Annotated in this window: 21 protein-coding genes; 12 read left to right on the top strand and 9 right to left on the bottom strand. The window is 59.0% G+C overall.

All coding sequences use genetic code 11. The features are described from left to right. Window positions 1-120 precede the first annotated feature (120 nt). Window positions 121-351 carry a hypothetical protein gene (locus ABMC88_RS05965; protein ID WP_349575923.1) on the bottom strand — a complete coding sequence of 77 codons (231 nt, stop codon included), beginning with the start codon at window positions 349-351 and terminating at the stop codon, window positions 121-123. Between the two features lie 141 nt (window positions 352-492). Between ABMC88_RS05965 and ABMC88_RS05960 the strand changes: the two genes are divergently transcribed. From ABMC88_RS05960 to ABMC88_RS05935, 6 genes are all read left to right on the top strand, one after another. Further along, window positions 493-1,668 (top strand): MFS transporter, encoded by a 1,176-nt coding sequence (locus ABMC88_RS05960; protein WP_349575922.1) that lies wholly within the window; start codon window positions 493-495, stop codon window positions 1,666-1,668. 86 nt (window positions 1,669-1,754) lie between these two features. After that, complete coding sequence (gene thrS, locus ABMC88_RS05955; protein WP_349575921.1) at window positions 1,755-3,701, top strand: threonine--tRNA ligase; 1,947 nt, start codon at window positions 1,755-1,757, stop codon at window positions 3,699-3,701. Between the two features lie 209 nt (window positions 3,702-3,910). Further along, the gene (locus tag ABMC88_RS05950; protein ID WP_349575920.1) at window positions 3,911-4,213 is read left to right on the top strand and encodes a BufA1 family periplasmic bufferin-type metallophore; all 303 of its coding nucleotides are present in this window, start codon (window positions 3,911-3,913) and stop codon (window positions 4,211-4,213) included. Window positions 4,214-4,282: 69 nt separating this feature from the next. Then, window positions 4,283-5,143 carry an MNIO family bufferin maturase gene (bufB, locus tag ABMC88_RS05945; RefSeq protein WP_349576141.1) on the top strand — a complete coding sequence of 287 codons (861 nt, stop codon included), beginning with the start codon at window positions 4,283-4,285 and terminating at the stop codon, window positions 5,141-5,143. Next, window positions 5,143-5,892, top strand: coding sequence for an HvfC/BufC family peptide modification chaperone (locus ABMC88_RS05940; RefSeq protein WP_349575919.1), 750 nt, complete (start codon window positions 5,143-5,145; stop codon window positions 5,890-5,892). Before bufB ends, ABMC88_RS05940 begins: the two co-directional genes overlap by 1 nt. Next, window positions 5,893-6,444, top strand: coding sequence for a DoxX family protein (locus ABMC88_RS05935; protein ID WP_349575918.1), 552 nt, complete (start codon window positions 5,893-5,895; stop codon window positions 6,442-6,444). Here ABMC88_RS05935 and ABMC88_RS05930 read toward each other — a convergent pair. After that, window positions 6,441-6,758 (bottom strand): arsenate reductase family protein, encoded by a 318-nt coding sequence (locus tag ABMC88_RS05930; protein WP_349576140.1) that lies wholly within the window; start codon window positions 6,756-6,758, stop codon window positions 6,441-6,443. The genes ABMC88_RS05935 and ABMC88_RS05930 overlap by 4 nt on opposite strands. 177 nt (window positions 6,759-6,935) lie before the next feature. Between ABMC88_RS05930 and ABMC88_RS05925 the strand changes: the two genes are divergently transcribed. After that, window positions 6,936-7,142 carry a cold-shock protein gene (locus ABMC88_RS05925; protein WP_349575917.1) on the top strand — a complete coding sequence of 69 codons (207 nt, stop codon included), beginning with the start codon at window positions 6,936-6,938 and terminating at the stop codon, window positions 7,140-7,142. An 11-nt stretch (window positions 7,143-7,153) separates the two neighbouring features. On the opposite strand, the gene ABMC88_RS05920 is transcribed toward ABMC88_RS05925, so the two are convergent. The 3 genes from ABMC88_RS05920 to thyX form a co-directional block, all read right to left on the bottom strand. Then, entirely contained in the window at window positions 7,154-7,465 is a 312-nt protein-coding gene (locus tag ABMC88_RS05920; RefSeq protein ID WP_349575916.1) for a hypothetical protein, read from the bottom strand. Window positions 7,466-8,091: 626 nt separating this feature from the next. Beyond that, window positions 8,092-8,580, bottom strand: a complete 489-nt coding sequence (locus ABMC88_RS05915; protein ID WP_349575915.1) for a hypothetical protein — start codon at window positions 8,578-8,580, stop codon at window positions 8,092-8,094. Continuing rightward, window positions 8,577-9,497: an FAD-dependent thymidylate synthase gene (gene thyX, locus ABMC88_RS05910; protein WP_349575914.1), complete on the bottom strand. Its 921-nt coding sequence runs from the start codon at window positions 9,495-9,497 to the stop codon at window positions 8,577-8,579. The genes ABMC88_RS05915 and thyX overlap by 4 nt, the downstream gene beginning before the upstream one ends. Window positions 9,498-9,701: 204 nt before the next feature. On the opposite strand from thyX, the gene ABMC88_RS05905 reads away from it, so the two are divergent. From ABMC88_RS05905 to ABMC88_RS05885, 5 genes are all read left to right on the top strand, one after another. Then, entirely contained in the window at window positions 9,702-10,802 is a 1,101-nt protein-coding gene (locus ABMC88_RS05905) for a hypothetical protein (RefSeq protein ID WP_349575913.1), read from the top strand. A 105-nt stretch (window positions 10,803-10,907) separates the two neighbouring features. Further along, window positions 10,908-12,263, top strand: coding sequence for a surface lipoprotein assembly modifier (locus ABMC88_RS05900; RefSeq protein ID WP_349575912.1), 1,356 nt, complete (start codon window positions 10,908-10,910; stop codon window positions 12,261-12,263). Between the two features lie 68 nt (window positions 12,264-12,331). Further along, window positions 12,332-12,766 (top strand): VOC family protein, encoded by a 435-nt coding sequence (locus tag ABMC88_RS05895; RefSeq protein ID WP_349575911.1) that lies wholly within the window; start codon window positions 12,332-12,334, stop codon window positions 12,764-12,766. Beyond that, on the top strand, window positions 12,766-13,473 hold the full coding sequence (locus ABMC88_RS05890) for a DUF1194 domain-containing protein (RefSeq protein WP_439655583.1): 708 nt from the start codon (window positions 12,766-12,768) through the stop codon (window positions 13,471-13,473). Before ABMC88_RS05895 ends, ABMC88_RS05890 begins: the two co-directional genes overlap by 1 nt. Further along, window positions 13,470-14,186 (top strand): DUF1194 domain-containing protein, encoded by a 717-nt coding sequence (locus tag ABMC88_RS05885; RefSeq protein ID WP_349575910.1) that lies wholly within the window; start codon window positions 13,470-13,472, stop codon window positions 14,184-14,186. The genes ABMC88_RS05890 and ABMC88_RS05885 overlap by 4 nt, the downstream gene beginning before the upstream one ends. Before the next feature lie 57 nt (window positions 14,187-14,243). Here the strand turns inward: ABMC88_RS05885 and ABMC88_RS05880 are convergent, their stop codons facing one another. From ABMC88_RS05880 to ABMC88_RS05865, 4 genes are all read right to left on the bottom strand, one after another. Continuing rightward, window positions 14,244-15,062: a class II aldolase/adducin family protein gene (locus ABMC88_RS05880; RefSeq protein WP_349575909.1), complete on the bottom strand. Its 819-nt coding sequence runs from the start codon at window positions 15,060-15,062 to the stop codon at window positions 14,244-14,246. A gap of 219 nt (window positions 15,063-15,281) precedes the next feature. Further along, on the bottom strand, window positions 15,282-15,800 hold the full coding sequence (locus ABMC88_RS05875) for a MarR family winged helix-turn-helix transcriptional regulator (protein WP_349575908.1): 519 nt from the start codon (window positions 15,798-15,800) through the stop codon (window positions 15,282-15,284). A gap of 80 nt (window positions 15,801-15,880) precedes the next feature. After that, window positions 15,881-16,171 (bottom strand): succinate dehydrogenase assembly factor 2, encoded by a 291-nt coding sequence (locus ABMC88_RS05870; protein WP_349575907.1) that lies wholly within the window; start codon window positions 16,169-16,171, stop codon window positions 15,881-15,883. Further along, on the bottom strand, window positions 16,164-16,580 hold the full coding sequence (locus ABMC88_RS05865; protein WP_349575906.1) for a helix-turn-helix domain-containing protein: 417 nt from the start codon (window positions 16,578-16,580) through the stop codon (window positions 16,164-16,166). The genes ABMC88_RS05870 and ABMC88_RS05865 overlap by 8 nt, the downstream gene beginning before the upstream one ends. Window positions 16,581-16,638: the final 58 nt, after the last annotated feature.

Raw genomic sequence — 16,638 nt, 5'->3', positions numbered from 1 at the left:
CGCGCAAAAATAGTTAGGGGCGTGCCTTGGGTATGATCGTCAGGCTTCGCGCCGATCCGGACGCCCTGCGCCGGAATTGGGGGGCCGTATGCGTGTGGCCGCTGCCGTCAATGCCGCGGGTTAGCCGCTGACATAAGGCCCGTTATTGGGGCGATAGAATTCTTTTTGGTTGTGAAGCCGCCCCAGCAATTCCACGATATCACTTGTGTGGTCTTCGCCTTGCGCCGCAGGCAGCAGCGCACGGGCCCCTTCGCGGCCCAAAGACAGATCGCGTTCGACCACCCGCAGGGCCGCCTCCAGAAGTTCGATGTCATTGAGGGTGAGGTCGAAAGTCCTGTTATACTTGGGCATGGCGGCACCTTTCCTTTTCTACGGGCGAGTGTGCCGCATCGCGGCGCGAGGTTCAACAGCCCGCAGCGCAGGATTTGCGACGTTGCGGCGCGGCGCGATGGTGGCCCTTGTGGGGGGCGGCATTGGTGCTACCCTAGCGCCATGACGCAGCCCCATTCGGATCGATTGCTGATCCCCACCCTTTCTGTTTGTAATTTTGTGATCGGTGTCGGTGCCTTCGGCATCATCGGTCTGGTGGAGCCGTTGGGCGCGGATATGAACCTGACCCCCGTGCAAACAGGGCAGCTTTTGACGGTCTATGCCGTGGCTTATGCGATCTTGTCGCCGCTGCTGGTGGCCTACACAGGTCAGGTGGGGCGGCGGCGCATTCTGGCGGCGGGGGTGGCGATGTTTGTGGCGGCCGCAGCGCTGTCGATTGTCGCGCCGGGGATTATGGCGCTGAATGGGACGCGTGTTCTGGCCGCAGCGGGTGCGGGCCTGTTTACACCGATTGCCGCAACCGTGGCTGCCATGCTCAGCCCCGAGGATCAGCGCGCCAAAGCACTGGCCGCCGTTTTCTTTGGCCTGACCATGTCGCAGGTCGTGGGCGTCCCTGCCAGCAGCTGGATCGCCTATACTTTCGGCTGGCGATGGGCCTTTGGTCTGGTTGTCGCGGTTGGCCTGCCCTGCCTGTGGCTGATCTGGACCCGCGTGCCTGCGGGCCTGCGGTTCGAGCCCGTGACCCTGCGCGATCTGCGCGATGTCTTGGGCGAAGGGCGGCTGATGCTGGCCGTCGCCTTCACCGCCACATTCATCGGGACGCAGTACATTCTGTTCACTTACATCGCCCCGTTGCTGAGCGCGACGATGGGCTTTGGCCGTGATGGCATCGCCTTTATGCTGATGATCGCGGGCGTCGGGGCGGTGGCGGGCAATGTGATCGGCGGCTATATGTCCGACCGCTTCGGGTGGCGGGTAACGCTGACGATTGTGTGCCTGATACAGGCCAGCGTGCTGCCTGTGTTCTCGCTGCTGCCGCTGCCGCCTGTGGCGCTGATGGTGCTGGTGTTTATCTGGTCGCTGGGCAGTTGGTCGTTCATGGCCGCGCAACAAACGCGGCTGATCACACTGGCGGGTCACCGTGCGCCTGTGGTGCTGGCGCTGAATGCGGCGGCGATCTATCTGGGTGCTGCCGTCGGGTCCAGTCTGGGCGGCGTGTTGATCAACACGCTGGGCCTTGTGTCGCTGGGCATTGGTGCGGGTTTTGGCGCAGTGCTGGCGCTGGTACATTTGACACTATCTGCGCGGCTGGAGCCTTTGGCACGCCCCACCTCTTGACGTGGCCGCCAGCGGGCGGCAAAACCCGCGGCACATATAACCCGCAACCGGGCGTCTCGTAGGCGCCAAACCGACGAGGAGGCCCCATGGCCCAAATCGCACTCACCCTTCCCGATGGCTCTGCCCGACACTATGACGCCGGTATCACCGCAGGCGAAGTCGCTGCCGACATCTCCAAATCCCTTGGCAAGAAAGCCATCAGCGCCACCGTGAACGGGGCGCATTATGATCTGGCATGGCCCATTGACGCCGACGCCACCCTTGCGATCCACACCATGGCGGACGAAGATCAAGCGAACGAGCTGGTGCGTCACGATCTGGCCCACATTATGGCCCGCGCCGTGCAGGAAATCTGGCCCGATACAAAAGTCACCATCGGCCCCGTCATCAAAGACGGCTGGTACTATGACTTTGACCGCAAGGAGAGCTTTACCCCCGAAGACCTCGGCCTCATCGAAAAGAAGATGAAAGAGATCATCAACAAACGCGACCCCGTTCGGACCGAAGTCTGGGACCGCGCCCGCGCGATCAAACATTATGAAGACTTGGGCGAGCCCTATAAGGTTGAGCTGATCGAAGCGATCCCCGGCGACGAGCCTTTGCGCATGTACTGGCACGGCGACTGGCAGGACCTGTGCCGCGGCCCGCACCTGCAACATACGGGCCAAGTGCCGGGTGACGCGTTCAAACTGATGTCCATCGCGGGTGCCTACTGGCGCGGCGACAGCGACCGCGCCATGCTGCAACGCATCTACGGCGTGGCGTTTACGGGCAAAGAAAAACTGCGTGCGCATCTGAACATGCTGGAAGAAGCCGCCAAACGCGACCACCGCAAGCTGGGCCGCGAGATGGACCTGTACCACATGCAGGAAGAGGCCCCCGGTCAGGTGTTCTGGCACCCCAACGGCTGGATGGTCTACACCCAGCTTCAGGATTACATGCGCCGCAAACAGCGTGCCGACGGCTACGTCGAGGTGAACACACCGCAGGTGGTGAACCGCAAGCTGTGGGAGGACTCAGGTCACTGGCAAAACTATCAGGACCACATGTTCATCGTCGAAGTGGACGAAGAACACGCGGCACAAAAGACCGTCAACGCGCTTAAACCCATGAACTGCCCCTGCCACGTGCAGATTTTCAACACGGGTATGAAAAGCTATCGCGACCTGCCCCTGCGCATGGCCGAGTTCGGGTCGTGCAACCGTTATGAGCCCTCGGGCGCTTTACACGGTATCATGCGCGTGCGCGGCTTTACCCAAGACGACGGGCACATCTTTTGCACCGAAGACCAGATCGTGGACGAAACGGCGAAGTTCATCGCCTTCCTTGCGTCTGTCTACTCGGATCTCGGCTTCAACGACTGGACCATCAAACTGTCCACCCGCCCTGAAAAGCGTGTCGGCACTGAGGAAAGCTGGGACCGTGTCGAGAAAGCGCTGGGCGATGCGTGCAACGCCGCGGGCTATGAATACGAGCTGCTGCCGGGTGAAGGGGCGTTCTATGGCCCGAAGCTGGAATTCACGCTGACGGATGCGATTGGCCGTGAATGGCAGTGCGGCACGCTGCAAGTGGACCCCAACCTGCCCGAGCGGCTGGACGCGACTTATGTGGGTGCCGACGGCGGCAAGCACCGCCCCGTCATGCTGCACCGCGCCACGCTTGGCAGTTTCGAGCGGTTCATCGGCATCCTGATCGAAGAACACGCAGGCAAGCTGCCCTTCTGGCTGGCCCCGCGTCAGGTGGTTGTCGCCTCTATTACCTCGGACGCGGATGAATATGTGGCCGAAGTGGTGGAACAGCTGCGCAGCGCAGGCGTGCGCGCCGAGGCGGACATGCGCAACGAAAAGATCAACTACAAGGTGCGCGAACACTCGGTCGGGAAAGTTCCCGTGATCCTCGCCGTGGGAAACCGCGAAGTGGACGAACGCACCGTATCCGTGCGCCGCTTGGGCGAAAAACAGACCTCGGTGCAGGGGCTGGATGATGTTACAGCCGCCCTGAAACGTGAGGCCACAGCGCCGGACCTGTTGTAACAATTGAGCATCTCAGAGGGGCCTCGCGCCCCTCTTTTGTTACAAAATGCAGAATTTTCCGCATAGGTAGGCGGATTTTTCTTTATTTTTTGGCGCGTATCATGACGCCCCTGTGACACACTGTCTCGTGAGTAGATTTTAAACAGGCGAGCTGTTTTACTGGCTTCACCAAACGTCAACACGACTTCATACGAAAAGGGAGACACCCGATGTCCACAACACTGAAAACTCTTGCCATCGCAGGCGCAGTTGCAACATCCATGACAGGTGCCGCAACCACGGCTGACGCCGCCGCCAAAGAGAAATGCTATGGCGTGTCTGTCGCAGGTGCCAATGATTGCGCCGCGGGTCCCGGCACCACATGCGCAGGGACATCCGTCACTGATTACCAAGGCAACGCATGGACGCTTGTTGACGCAGGCACCTGCGAAAGCATCGAGCTGCCCGCCATGGCAGACGGCACAGCGCGGACAGGCTCTCTCGAAGCGCTGGACCGTGACCTGCCCGCATAAATCATTCCCACAAAGCCCCGCGCAATGCGGGGCTCTGTGACCCGTAAATTCGGACTGGAGGGCGACACGATGTTTGACCAATCCTCCCCTGCCACCCGCCTGCCTAACGGTGTCGGCGTCAGCTATAAACCCCAACATTTCAACGATCTGCGCGATGCGCCTGGCCCTGTTTCGTGGATCGAGGTCCATGCAGAGAATTACATGGGCGACGGTGGCCGGCCACACGCGCAACTGCGTGCGCTGGCCGATGACTTTGCGCTGTCTGTACATGGTGTCGGGCTGTCGATCGGTGGGGAAACGCCGCTGGATACAGACCACCTTGCGCGGCTGCGCACCCTGCTGGACCGCACATCCCCCGCCAGCTTTTCCGAACATCTTGCGTGGTCCACCCACGGGGCCGAGTTTCTGAACGACCTGCTGCCCCTGCCCTATACCGATGCCACATTGACCCGCGTGGCCGACCATATCGCGCAAGTCCAAGACACATTGGGCCGCCAGATGCTGTTGGAGAACCCCTCCAGCTATCTCGCTTTTGCCGAAAGCACCTATTCGGAAACCGACTTTCTTGCTGCTCTTGTCCACAAGACAGGATGTGGTTTGTTGCTGGATGTGAATAACGTCTTCGTTTCATCCACAAACCTCAACCTCAGCCCACAGGCCTATATCGATGCCTACCCGCTGGAGGCTGTGGGCGAAATCCACGTGGGCGGCCATGACGAGGACCACGACGATCACGGTGCGCCCTTGCTGATCGACAGCCACGGCGCGGCGGTGGTTGATCCCGTTTGGGCACTGTTGGATTATACGCTTGCGCGCTCGGGTCCCAAACCTGTGTTGGTGGAATGGGACACGGATGTGCCCGACTGGCCCGTTTTGCGCGATGAAGCCGACCGCGCCGCTGCGGCCCTCGCGCAGGTCATGGCCAACTGATGCACGTCACCCAAAGCGAATTTCGCGCCGCCTTGCTGGACGCGGCCACCCCTGCGCCTGACGGGTTGCTGGACGGTGCTGGTGCGCCTGCGGGGCGGCGGTACGACGTTTACCGCAACAATGTCACCGTGTCCCTGACCGAAGCGATGAAGCTGGCCTTTCCCACCGTCCGCAACCTGCTGGGTGCGCAAAACTTTGATACGCTGGCGCCGTTGCATATACGTGCGCATCCCCCGAAATCACCGTTGATGATGCATTACGGCGCTGATTTTCCCGCGTTTCTGGAAGGGTTCGAGCCGCTTGCGCATCTTGGATACCTCGGTGATGTGGCCCGTCTGGATCTGGCGATCCGTGCGGCGTATCACGCCTCGGACGCGGACGCATTTGACGCGCGCCTTCTGCAACAATCCCCCGACATCCTGAACGATCTGCCGCTCACCCTCGCGCCTGCAACGCGTATCTTGCGCTCGCGTTGGCCGCTTTATGATCTGTGGCGGCGTGCCTATGACGACAGCGCCCCCGCCCCGCAACCCGTGGGTCAGGCTGTGCTGATTACCCGCCCCGAATTCGACCCCGAAGTGCATCTGCTGCCCACAGGGGCCGCGACATGGCTGAACGCGCTGCGCACCCTGCCTTTGGGACAAGCGGTCGAGGAAGCCACCGCGGCCGCTCCTGATTTTGATTTTGCCACGACCCTCACGCTGACCTTGCAGGCCCACGCGTTCTGCCCTCCCGAAAAGGATACTTGAATGACTGCCCTCCTGAACCTCTATCACGCGATCACCCTGCGGCTTGAGCGTGCCGACTGGCTGCTGCCGACGCTTGCCCGCCTGCTGTTTGCGGCAATCCTGTTTATGTATTTCTGGATTTCGGGGCTCACTAAAATCGGTGACGGGCTGTTGGGCATCTTTACGCCTTCAGTCGGTGCCTACGCACAGATTTTCCCCCGCATGATGGAGGCCGTCGGCTATGACGTCGACCAATTCACCATCTTCCACACGCTCTTTGTGCTGGCGGGAACATGGGCCGAGTTTATCCTGCCCGTGCTGATTGTCGTCGGGCTGTTCACGCGGTTGGCCGCTCTGGGCATGATCGGGTTCGTGATCTTGCAATCGCTGACGGACCTCTACGGCCACGGAGGACTGGGCGACCCCAAAGTGCTGGGCGCATGGTTTGACAAGATCCCGGACGGGCTGATCATGGATCAACGTGCGCTGTGGATCTTCTTGCTGGTCGTGCTGGTAATCAAAGGTGCGGGGCCGCTTTCGTTTGACCGCGCCCTACGCGGGCGGGCGGGCTAAAGCGCCGCGACCTCCTCGGCCGTCTTGGCCGACCATCCCAGAAACAGCTGATCGCCCGCTTTGATCAGCGGGCGTTTCATCAAAGCGGGGTGCTGCGCCAGTAGGTCCAGCGGATCGGTGGCCCGCGCCGCCTCGTCCAGATTGCGCCACGTGGTCGAGCGGGTGTTGACCAGCGCCTGACCGAACTGCGCATAGGCCGCCGCCATGACCGCATCCGGCACACCATCTGCGCGCACATCAACCAGTGTCGCATTAGGCAATGCCTTCATCGCCTTGCGGCAGGTGTCACAGTTTTTCAAACCAAACAGCTCGATCATCGCTTAATTTCTCCTCAACTGGCGCGGCATTTTGCCGATATGCGCAGAATCTTTTTCCCAATCCTTGAAATTCTCGGACTTTGCCCAAAATCTTGTTGTGTCGGCTCTGACCAACGGGCCGTCGGCAGGTCCGGTGAATTTTGGCTCTGCCCGAAATAGCAAGGAGTGAAGACGATGCCAACGGGTACCGTAAAGTGGTTCAATACAACAAAAGGTTACGGGTTTATCGCGCCCGAGGGGGGCGGCAATGATGTGTTCGTCCACATCTCGGCCGTAGAGCAATCGGGCCTGACGGGTCTGGCCGATGATCAAAAGGTCAGCTTTGAGATGTCAGAGGGCCGCGATGGCCGCCAGATGGCGGCAGACATCACGCTTCTCTAGATCGTTATAACTCAGTCGAACGTGCAGCCCTTGGTGCCAAGCTGGCACTGGGCTTTTGCGCGGCGCACGTGGCGCTTTTTCTGCACGACCTTGTGGTGCTTTTTCTTGGCCACGGGGTGCGACATGGTGGACTGATAGCTGGTGCGCGTGTTGGGCTTGCCGCAGCAGATGACCCCGTCGATCGAGACGGGCTGTAGCCCTGCGGGGCAATAGTTATGCGAGGCGGCATAGGGGTAGATTTTCACCTCTGCCGTTGCGGTGTTCGGGATCGCTGAGACCATCCCCAAGGCTGCGACCAGCGCCAGTGTGTTGAATTTTGACATGCTACACCTGTTGTTTTGATTTGTTACAGGTAGTTTTGCCGAGGGCTGGGCTTTGTGTCCAGCTTTTTTGGTTTTCGGGCTGATCCCCAATAAACAAAGCGCGCCTTCTAAACAGAATTAATTAGGCTGAACCTCAACATCAAGCACCGCGCCCGAACCGAGGGGCTAGTGTGAAGCGCCTGCGTCAAACCGTAGGTTTGCCTTCGGCAAAACGGGGGCGGTTCGGGCGCTGCCCAATCAGAGATTGGGCATTGGTTGGACAGTTGTATATGCTGTAGGGTGGGTGAAACCCATCCATTGCGCGTGGGTTTCACCCACCCTACGCTTGTTATTTCTTCCCGCCTTTTCCGTCGTTTATCGACCTTATTGTCGGCTTCGCGGACGTTGGCGGCGGCGGCTTCTTTTCAGTAGTCACATCTATTCCTTTTCCCTCTTCGAAGGACTCTTTTTCTTATCGTTCCATTTTCCAGGCTCTTGATCAACTTTACGTTGCCCACGGGTCGCCATGTAGGTTCTGATCTCTCCATTATCACTAGCCCTTCGGCGCGTAGTCTTTCGGCTAGTAAACCCGACCGGTTGCTTTTCGTCTTCTTTATCTTTTCCCAACTGTGGCCCCAAGAATAATACTAGGTCAGAAGCAGCAGAATCCACGCCGGAATCTGGCACCAAGAAAGCACTAAGCTCCACCAAAGATTATCTTTAGTTTCATCAAGAACTCTTTCGTTCTCATTAAAGTACTTATCGGCATCTTTTGACAATTGGATTAATATGTCCTCATCTGTTCTTCCAAGTTCATTTTGGGCAAGTATCCAATTCACGTCGAAGTCAAAAGTGCACTTTCTCCAAGTTGTCATAACGAGGATAGAGAAGCAAATTGACATCGCGAAAGTCAAAACCACAAACAAGCCCTCAAACCCATCATTGAGCAAACCGATACGTGATGTAAAACTCTCCAAAGTAAGGCTTGTCCCCAATGAAGCGAAAACTGTCCCTATGAGACCAGTTATCGCAGCGCAGAAAGATGCTTGATTACGGAGATTCTTTAAATCTTCTTTTTGATTCACTAATTGCGACTTTGAAACTTCATAAGACAAGCGCGCAATTTCGAGGCTCACTTAAGCGCTCCCTCAAACTCCCGCCATTCTCCTTTACTCATTCCGCTGTTCTCCTGCGTCACTTCCTCCCCCTTCAACATCCGCCGCACGCAGTCCAGCGCCTTCCCAGACAAGGTCGCCCCGCCCAGACGGTAGTCCTCGAACGCGCCGTAGGCGGCTGGCACCCAGTCCGCCACTACTTTGCAGATGGCATCGGCGTAGACGCGGATCTCGTATTGGGCGTGCTCGTCTGCGCGCAAGCGCAGGAAGTGGAAGAGGTTGTGCAGGTCGACCTTCCAGTACCACTGCGTGTAGATGTTGGCGGGCAGGTTCATGCGGGCGAGTTCACGCGCGAGGCCGTCTTGGGGCTCGCCGTCGGGGCCTTCCTGCGCGATCATGGATTCGTAGTGGTCGTAGGCACGGTTGCTGTCAGATTTGAGAATCTCCAGCACGCGGGCGGCTTCGGCCCCTTCCAGCACGCCGCCTCGACCTTGATTGTTCACCACGGACTGCGCGTTGATGTGGCTGGCCTCGGGGATATAGAACTCACGGTCCAGAATCGAATAGCGGGCGGAGTATTCGTTGACGTTGGCGGTGCGGTGGCGAATCCACTGGCGGGCGACGAATACGGGCAGTTTGACGTGCAGCTTGATCTCGCACATCTCGAACGGGGTGGAGTGCCAGTGGCGCATCAGGTAGCGGATCAGCCCTTCGTCGTTTTGCACGGATTTCGTGCCTTTCCCGTAGCTTACGCGGGCGGCCTGACAGATCGCGGCGTCGTCGCCCATATAGTCGATGACGCGGATGAACCCGTGATCCAGCACTTCGTGCGCGGTATACAGATGTGCCTCCATCCCTTCCGAGACCGCACGCAGGGTTGTTTTGCTCTGGGCGCGCTGCGCGTCGATTTCGGCTTGTTGTTCTGGGCTGATCGGCATGGGGGCGGTCCTTGTGACGGGAATGAGGTGGATTCGGCCCCTACTATATCTGGCGGACGGGCGGGCAGGAACCGCAATAGGCGGTATTGTATTTTCGTCATGGTGAACGGGATTTTTCGCAGGCGGATGCACGCGCCGTTGACAACCCAGCCGTGCGCCAGCGATTGTGGCAAAAAACAAGTATAGCTTTTCTGAGGGCAGATCATGAAAACGCAACTCCTAAGCCTCGCTTTGATGGCGAGCCTTGCCGCGTGTAGCGGCGGCAACCCGTTTGAAACCGAAGACGACACCACCGATAACGGCGGCGGCGTCACAGACGGGGAAACTGTTGGCGACGGCGAAGGCACAGGGATCAACCGTGATGGCATCCCCCCCGGAACCCAAGGTGCCTCGCCAAATGCATCTATCTTCCGGTCTGAAGCCCGCGTCGACGGTGACGGCGTCGATAGTGGCAACGGCTTTGCCACCGGCATGACCTACAATAGCGCGGACGATACCTTTACGGTTGATAACATCGCGTTTGACGGCGACCGACCTTACGACCGCGGCACCGCGGTAAGCTCGCTCAGCCTCAAAGCCAACGGCGAAGGGCGGTTTCAGGTTTATGAAGCGCCGACTGTTGCAATCGATCCTGTCAACGAAGAACGCATCAATCAGCTTAGGTACCGCGCTGTTTACGGCGTGAGCCAAAACAGCGTGACTGACAGCAACGGCAACACACGGCCGACAACCCAGTTCGCTATCGTGCGCACGGGCAATTATGTTGACTATGGCTTTGGTGGCTTCATCTACCAGCGCGACACCGAAGTGACGTTGCCCGACACCCTGCAAGCAACTTTCAGGGGACATTCGGCTGGTCTGCGCGACAACAGCCAGGGTGGTGGGCTGCAATACACCACAGCTGACGTGACTGTCGATATTGATCATGACGACTTTAACGATGGCCAGACCATTCTGGGGGACGGCGTCAAAGGCGAGATCACCGATCGTCGGGTTTTCAATCTCGACGGGGTCGACATCACAGAGCAGGTTGCAAACTCTCTCGGCGAAGGTGTGACTGAAATCCCTGATGTCTTGTTTGTCATTGGCCCTGATGTTCTGGATACCAACGGCGAGATTGTGACAGAAATCCAGTCGCAGATCGTCAACGATGAGGGCGAGGCAAGCATCTACGAAGAAGGCACTTTCTACGCGATTGTATCCGGTGAAGACCCCGATGAAATCGTTGGTGTCTATGTCTTGGAAAGCGGTGACGGTTTCCGCGATACCTCAGGGTTTATCGTATACCGCAACGATCCCGAGTAAGACATAATGCGATCCGGCATTTTTAAGCTGTCGTGCGGACTATTGGCAGGCGTGGTTGCGGTCGCATCTGCGCCTGTATCCGCGCGCAGCAATACTGAAAACGTTGTGGTCCTTGCACCTGACCAAATGCGCATCGCGGCCGAGCTGAACCTGCGCAATGGCCAGTTTGACCGCGCACTTGCATTTGCAGATGCGCTTTTGGTGCGTGACCCAAATGACGTGGCCGCACTGTTGATCCGTGCGTCCGTTTTGCGCGAGAAGCAGCAATACGCACAAGCGCGTGCTGCTGCTAGCTCGGCTTGGAAATACGCAACAACTGACGGGCAAAAATATACCGCCGCCCTGTTGATGGCACAGGCGTTGTCGTCAGACGATAAACGCACCCGCGCCCAGCTATGGCTGAGGCGGGCCGCCCAAGTCGCGCCTACAAAGCAACACAAAGCCCGCGCCGCGCGTGATTTCAAACACGTCCAACAGCGCAATCCGTGGCAGACCAATCTGTCATTCACGATTGCGCCCAACAGCAACATCAACAACGGCTCGGCCCGCGACAGATCCGTATTGCTCTATGAAATCCTGAGCCCCCTCGCCGGCGGGGAACCCTTCGAGGTAGAGCTTGGCACAACCAGTAAAGCAATATCCGGGATTGAGACGGGTTTGGATCTGCAAACTCGCTATCGTTTTCATCAAACGAGCAATAGCGCCCATGATCTGCGTGCCCGACTCTCGTACAAGACCTATCAGCTGTCCGGCTCCTCTAAAGATGACCTGCGCGAAGATGATGTATCTCGTGTCGAAAACGGTGAAGAGCCGCGCAACATCACCGGCAGTGATTTCGCCTATGGCACGCTGCAACTGGGCTATGGCTACAAGAAATTGCGCAGCGATCGCCGCGGGGAATTCAGCCTGACCGCCGATCTGGGTCAAAGCTTTTACGGCGGTGCGCGCTACAACAGCTATCTGCGCACCAATGTCTCGCAAAGCTATTACGCCACCAAAACCGCGAAACTCACCCTCGGCCTCAGCAGTGACATCCGCCGCGCCCAGCGCGGATCAGACCAGCACCTCCTGACACTGTCCACAGGTATGAGCCGCCGCTTAAGCAGTGGTGACGGTCTCTACCTCGGGGCCAGCATCAGCACGCTGAATTCCGGCACCGAACGGCTGGAGTATGACGAAGTGCGCCTGCGCACGGGCTATGTGCTGGGTCGTGAGGTCATGGGCACCGCGCTGAGCTTCGGCCTTGGCACCAGTTACCGCGACTACGATGTTTCACCCCATGATCCCTCGGGCCGCCGTGATTTTCAGGTTTCGGCCGACATCACCGCGACGTTCAAAAACATCGACTACATGGGCTTTAACCCCACGGTCAGCTTTACAGCATCCAAGACCAATTCCAACATCGGTCTGTATGATGTGAACCGCACAGGGATCAGCATCGGCATCGCCTCGTCATTCTAGGTCTGGCTCCCTCGACATGAGGGCGCGGAGTGCTAGGATACTGCGGACGATGGAAACAGGAGTCCCCCATGCCGATCAAATATTTGCACACAATGGTGCGCGTCAAAGACCTTGATGCGTCAATCGCGTTTTACAAACTGCTGGGGCTGGTAGAGCGCCGCCGCATCGACAACGAAGGCGGGCGTTTTACGCTGGTGTTCCTGTGCCCCCCCAGCATGGACGACGGCCACGCGGATGTTGAGCTGACGTACAACTGGGACGGCGATGACGCCTTGCCCTCGGACAGCCGCCACTTTGGGCACCTCGCCTATACGGTCGATAACATCTACGAAACCTGCCAGCACCTGATGGACAATGGCGTGACCATCAACCGCCCGCCCCATGACGGGCGCATGGCCTTTGTCCGCTCGCCCGACAATATCTCGGTCGAGTTGCTGCAAGAAGGCGACGCGCTGGAACCTGCGGAGCCGTGGACATCAATGGGGAACACCGGACATTGGTAATAAAATCCGCGTGTCTGGTGGGGGGGCTGGCGCTTGCCGCCCTCCCCGCCCACGCGGTCGAGTGCCGGTTGGCGCTGGCGTTGGCCATTGATGTCTCAAGCTCGGTTGATGCGGCCGAGGACCAGCTACAGCGCAACGGCTTGGTCGCCGCCCTCACCGCACCCGAAGTGCAGGCCGCGTTCTTTGCAGCCGACCTGCCTGTGGCGCTGGCGGTCTACGAATGGTCAGGCCGCTATAATCAGGAGATGATCCTTGATTGGCAAATGATCGACAGCCAATCGGCCCTACTGAGCGCTGCCGAAACCGTCGCTGCCAGCACCCGCAGCCACAATGATTTCCCCACCGCCATGGGCTATGCCTTGGGCTACGGCGCAAAGCTGCTGGCCCGCAGCCCCGATTGCCTGCGCAAAACCCTCGACATGGCGGGTGACGGACAAAGCAACGAAGGCTTCCCCCCCGCCAGCGCCTACCGCGAATTCCCGTTTCAGGGCGTCACCGTCAACGGCCTCGTGGTTAACGCCGCCGATTTCGAAGGCGAGGTCGGCCTCATCGCCTTTTACCGCGGCGAGGTGATCCGCGGCCCGGGCGCTTTCTTAATCATCGCCGACGGTTTCGACGATTATGAACGCGCCATGACCCGCAAGCTGGAGCGTGAACTCACCCCTCCCGCAATCGGCGCACTCGGCATGTCCAAGGACGCAGGGTGAAACGCGCCCTGCTCACTGCCGCCTGCGCGCTTTGGGCCGGCACCGCCACAGCAGAACAACCGTGCCGCCACGCGCTGGCCCTTGGCCTTGACGTGTCAGGGTCGGTCGACGCCCGCGAATACCGCCTACAGATCAACGGCCTCGCGACGGCTCTCGACAGCCCCCCCGTCCGCGCCGCCATTCTCGCACAGCCTGAAACCCCGATTGAACTGATGGTCTTTGAATGGAGCGGCCCCAAAGACCAACTCACCTTGCTCCCGTGGACTCGCCTCACAACTGCCGACGACCTCGACACAGCCATCACACAAATCCAGTCGACCGAGCGGCGCACAGACGCAACTCCCGGCACGGCCTTGGGCGTTGCCATGCTGCACGGCGCCGCCCAGCTCGCCCAACGTAGTCACTGCTGGCGCCGCACGCTCGACATCTCGGGCGATGGCAAAAGCAACCTCGGCCCCCGCCCGCGCACCTTAAAACAGCGCATCGCGACCCAAGGCATCACCATAAACGCACTCGTCATCGGTGCCGACAATCCCGCCAGTGGCGACATCCGCGAACAGGGTATCGCAGAACTCACCGCCTACTTCAGCGCCGAAGTCATCCTCGGCCCCCACGCCTTCACCGAAACCGCGCTGGGATTTGAGGACTACGCCACAGCCATGCAAACCAAACTGCTGCGCGAACTCGACGGCCTCGTCCTCTCGCTACGCTGAGCCGGAAACCCTATTTTTTCTGGCCTTAAGTCCTCTGCCCCATTCGTCACACCGCGCTTACGCGTCATGCCCGGGGTTCTGACGCGCCAGCTTGCGCAACAACCCTGGCCAAACCAGATTGTCGCCCATCCCGGGCGTAAACGCCCCTGCCGCCTGCCCCTGAACCACATCGGCCATTTCCTGCGGCTCTTCGTGCAATGCGCCGTCCCCCGCCGCTTGGGCCAGAATTTGCGTCTTGCAGGCGTTTTCCAGAAAATACATGCGCAGAAACGCAATCGCGCAATTTGGCCCGACCGTCAGCGTACCGTGGTTGCGCAGCATCAACAGGCTTTTGTCGCCAATGTCCGCGACGATCCGCTCGCGCTCGTCCAGATCCAGCGCGATACCTTCATAGTCGTGATAAGCCAGATCATTGCTCACCGTCATGGCAAACTGGGTATAGCGGCGCAGCCCGTCGTTTTGCACCGACACCGCCACCCCGTAGGGTGTATGCACATGGATCACACAGCCCGCGTCATGGCGTACCGCGTGGATGGCGCTGTGGATTGTGAAGCCTGCGGGATTGATGAAATAGGGCGTGTCGGAACAGATGTTGCCGTGCAAATCAATCTTCACCAGACAAGATGCCGTCATCTCGTCAAACATCACGCCGTAGGGGTTGATCAAAAAGCGCTCTTCCCCGTCCTCGTCGGGCAACCTGACCGAGATATGCGTGAACACCAAATCGGTCCAGCCATGCAGCGCGCACAAGCGGTAGGTCGCGGCCAACTCACAGCGTAGCTTCCACTCTGTCTCGTTCACCGCTCCTTTAAGGCTGGGCAGCGCTGCCGGATCGGGAATGTCAAATCCTGTGCCTAATGCTGTTTGCGTGTTCATGTCGCGCTCCTGTCCTGTCTGGTTTCGATCCCAGTGGACACTTGCGCCGACTTTCCTGTCAACGATGCTGCCGCAGCATGACGTGGCGTAGCAAGATGCGCCCGCAGCATCTTTGCCCCGAAAAAACAAAAGCGCCGCACCGTTCAGACAAAACGGTGCGCCGCATATATTTCACTATGGTTGCCGTTGGCTTCCCTCACAAGCCTAGGCATCCAAACCCTAGTAGATATAGCGGATCTGATCCGTCCAATACCGTTCGACCCGTTTGAGCGAAGCCGTAATATCGACGATCCCTTCCGGGCCCAATACACCCCTGTCTTCCAAACCGCCTGCGTGTCGTTGAAACAGGTCGGCAACCACATCGCGGATGTAGCGGCCATTTTCGGTCAGGCGGACACGGACCGATCTGCGGTCAATCTCGCAGCGTTGGTGGTGCATATAGCCCATCTCGACCAGCTTCTTGAGATTGTAGCTGACATTGCTGCCTTGATAATAGCCGCGGCTTTTCAATTCCCCGGCGGTGACTTCGTTATCGCCGATGTTGAACAACAACAGCGCTTGCACAGCGTTGATTTCCAACACGCCGACACGTTCGAATTCGTCTTTGATCACGTCCAGCAACAACCGGTGTAGCCGTTCCACAAGGGAAAGCGCCTCCAGATACCCCGACATAAATCCCTTTTCGGGCAGGAACGCCTGCTCATTGGCTGGCAGACCAATGCTGTCCTGAATGCTCATACTACTCTCCGACTGTTATGGCTTCTGGAGGCAGATTGAAGGGTGAATCAAAATATTTCGTTAAAAGTCAGCAAACCCGATCAAGACTTTGAGATATGGGCTTTTATCTGTTCGATCAACGGCTCGAACTCTGGTTTCGGGGTAAACTGCCCCGTGACCCATTGATATAAATCATGGTCATTTTCATCCAACAGGTCGTCATAGGTCTCAAGTTCGGCCGCGCTCATCTTGTCCAGACTGTCGGTCGCAAAGGCCTGCAAGATCAGGTCCATCTCTTTTATCCCGCGCCGCATAGAGCGCATGGCGAGCCGTTTGATCCGCACCTCGCGGGGTTCGTTTTCGGGGCGGTCGGGGCGTGGCATCTCAAACATCGGGGCGCTCCATCAACAAAGCCCGCAGGCGTTTTTCCAAATGGGCGACTTTCTTGGCGCTCTGGGCCAGCTCAACCCGCAGGCCGCGCATGTCGGACAACAGATCGGCGGCGTCGCCTGTCATAGTGCCTGCACCCTCGGGGCCGTCCAGCCCTTCACCCTCGCCGTTGATCAGCCACATCATCGAAACATTCAGCAACCCCGCCAGCATCGACAAACGGTTGGCACGCGGCTCTGCTGTGTCATTTTCCCATGCGCGCAGGGTTGTGACGCGGATGCCGAGGCGGCGGGCCAGAACGGTCTGGGTCATGCCTGCGGCCTCGCGGGCGGCGGCCACACGGTCACCAAAGGTGGCGGCATCGGGGCCGAACCAGTCGGTATCGTCGGGATTGTGATCAGTATCGGTCATGCAAGCTCCTGTTGCGCGGTTGAGCGCTTGATCGGCATAGGGTCTCCCCCTAAGAGGG

The organism is Sulfitobacter aquimarinus, assembly GCF_040149565.1.
GTDB lineage: Bacteria > Pseudomonadota > Alphaproteobacteria > Rhodobacterales > Rhodobacteraceae > Sulfitobacter > Sulfitobacter aquimarinus.
Note: the sequence above shows the minus strand (reverse complement) of the source record. Positions and strands in the feature narration are given on the sequence as shown.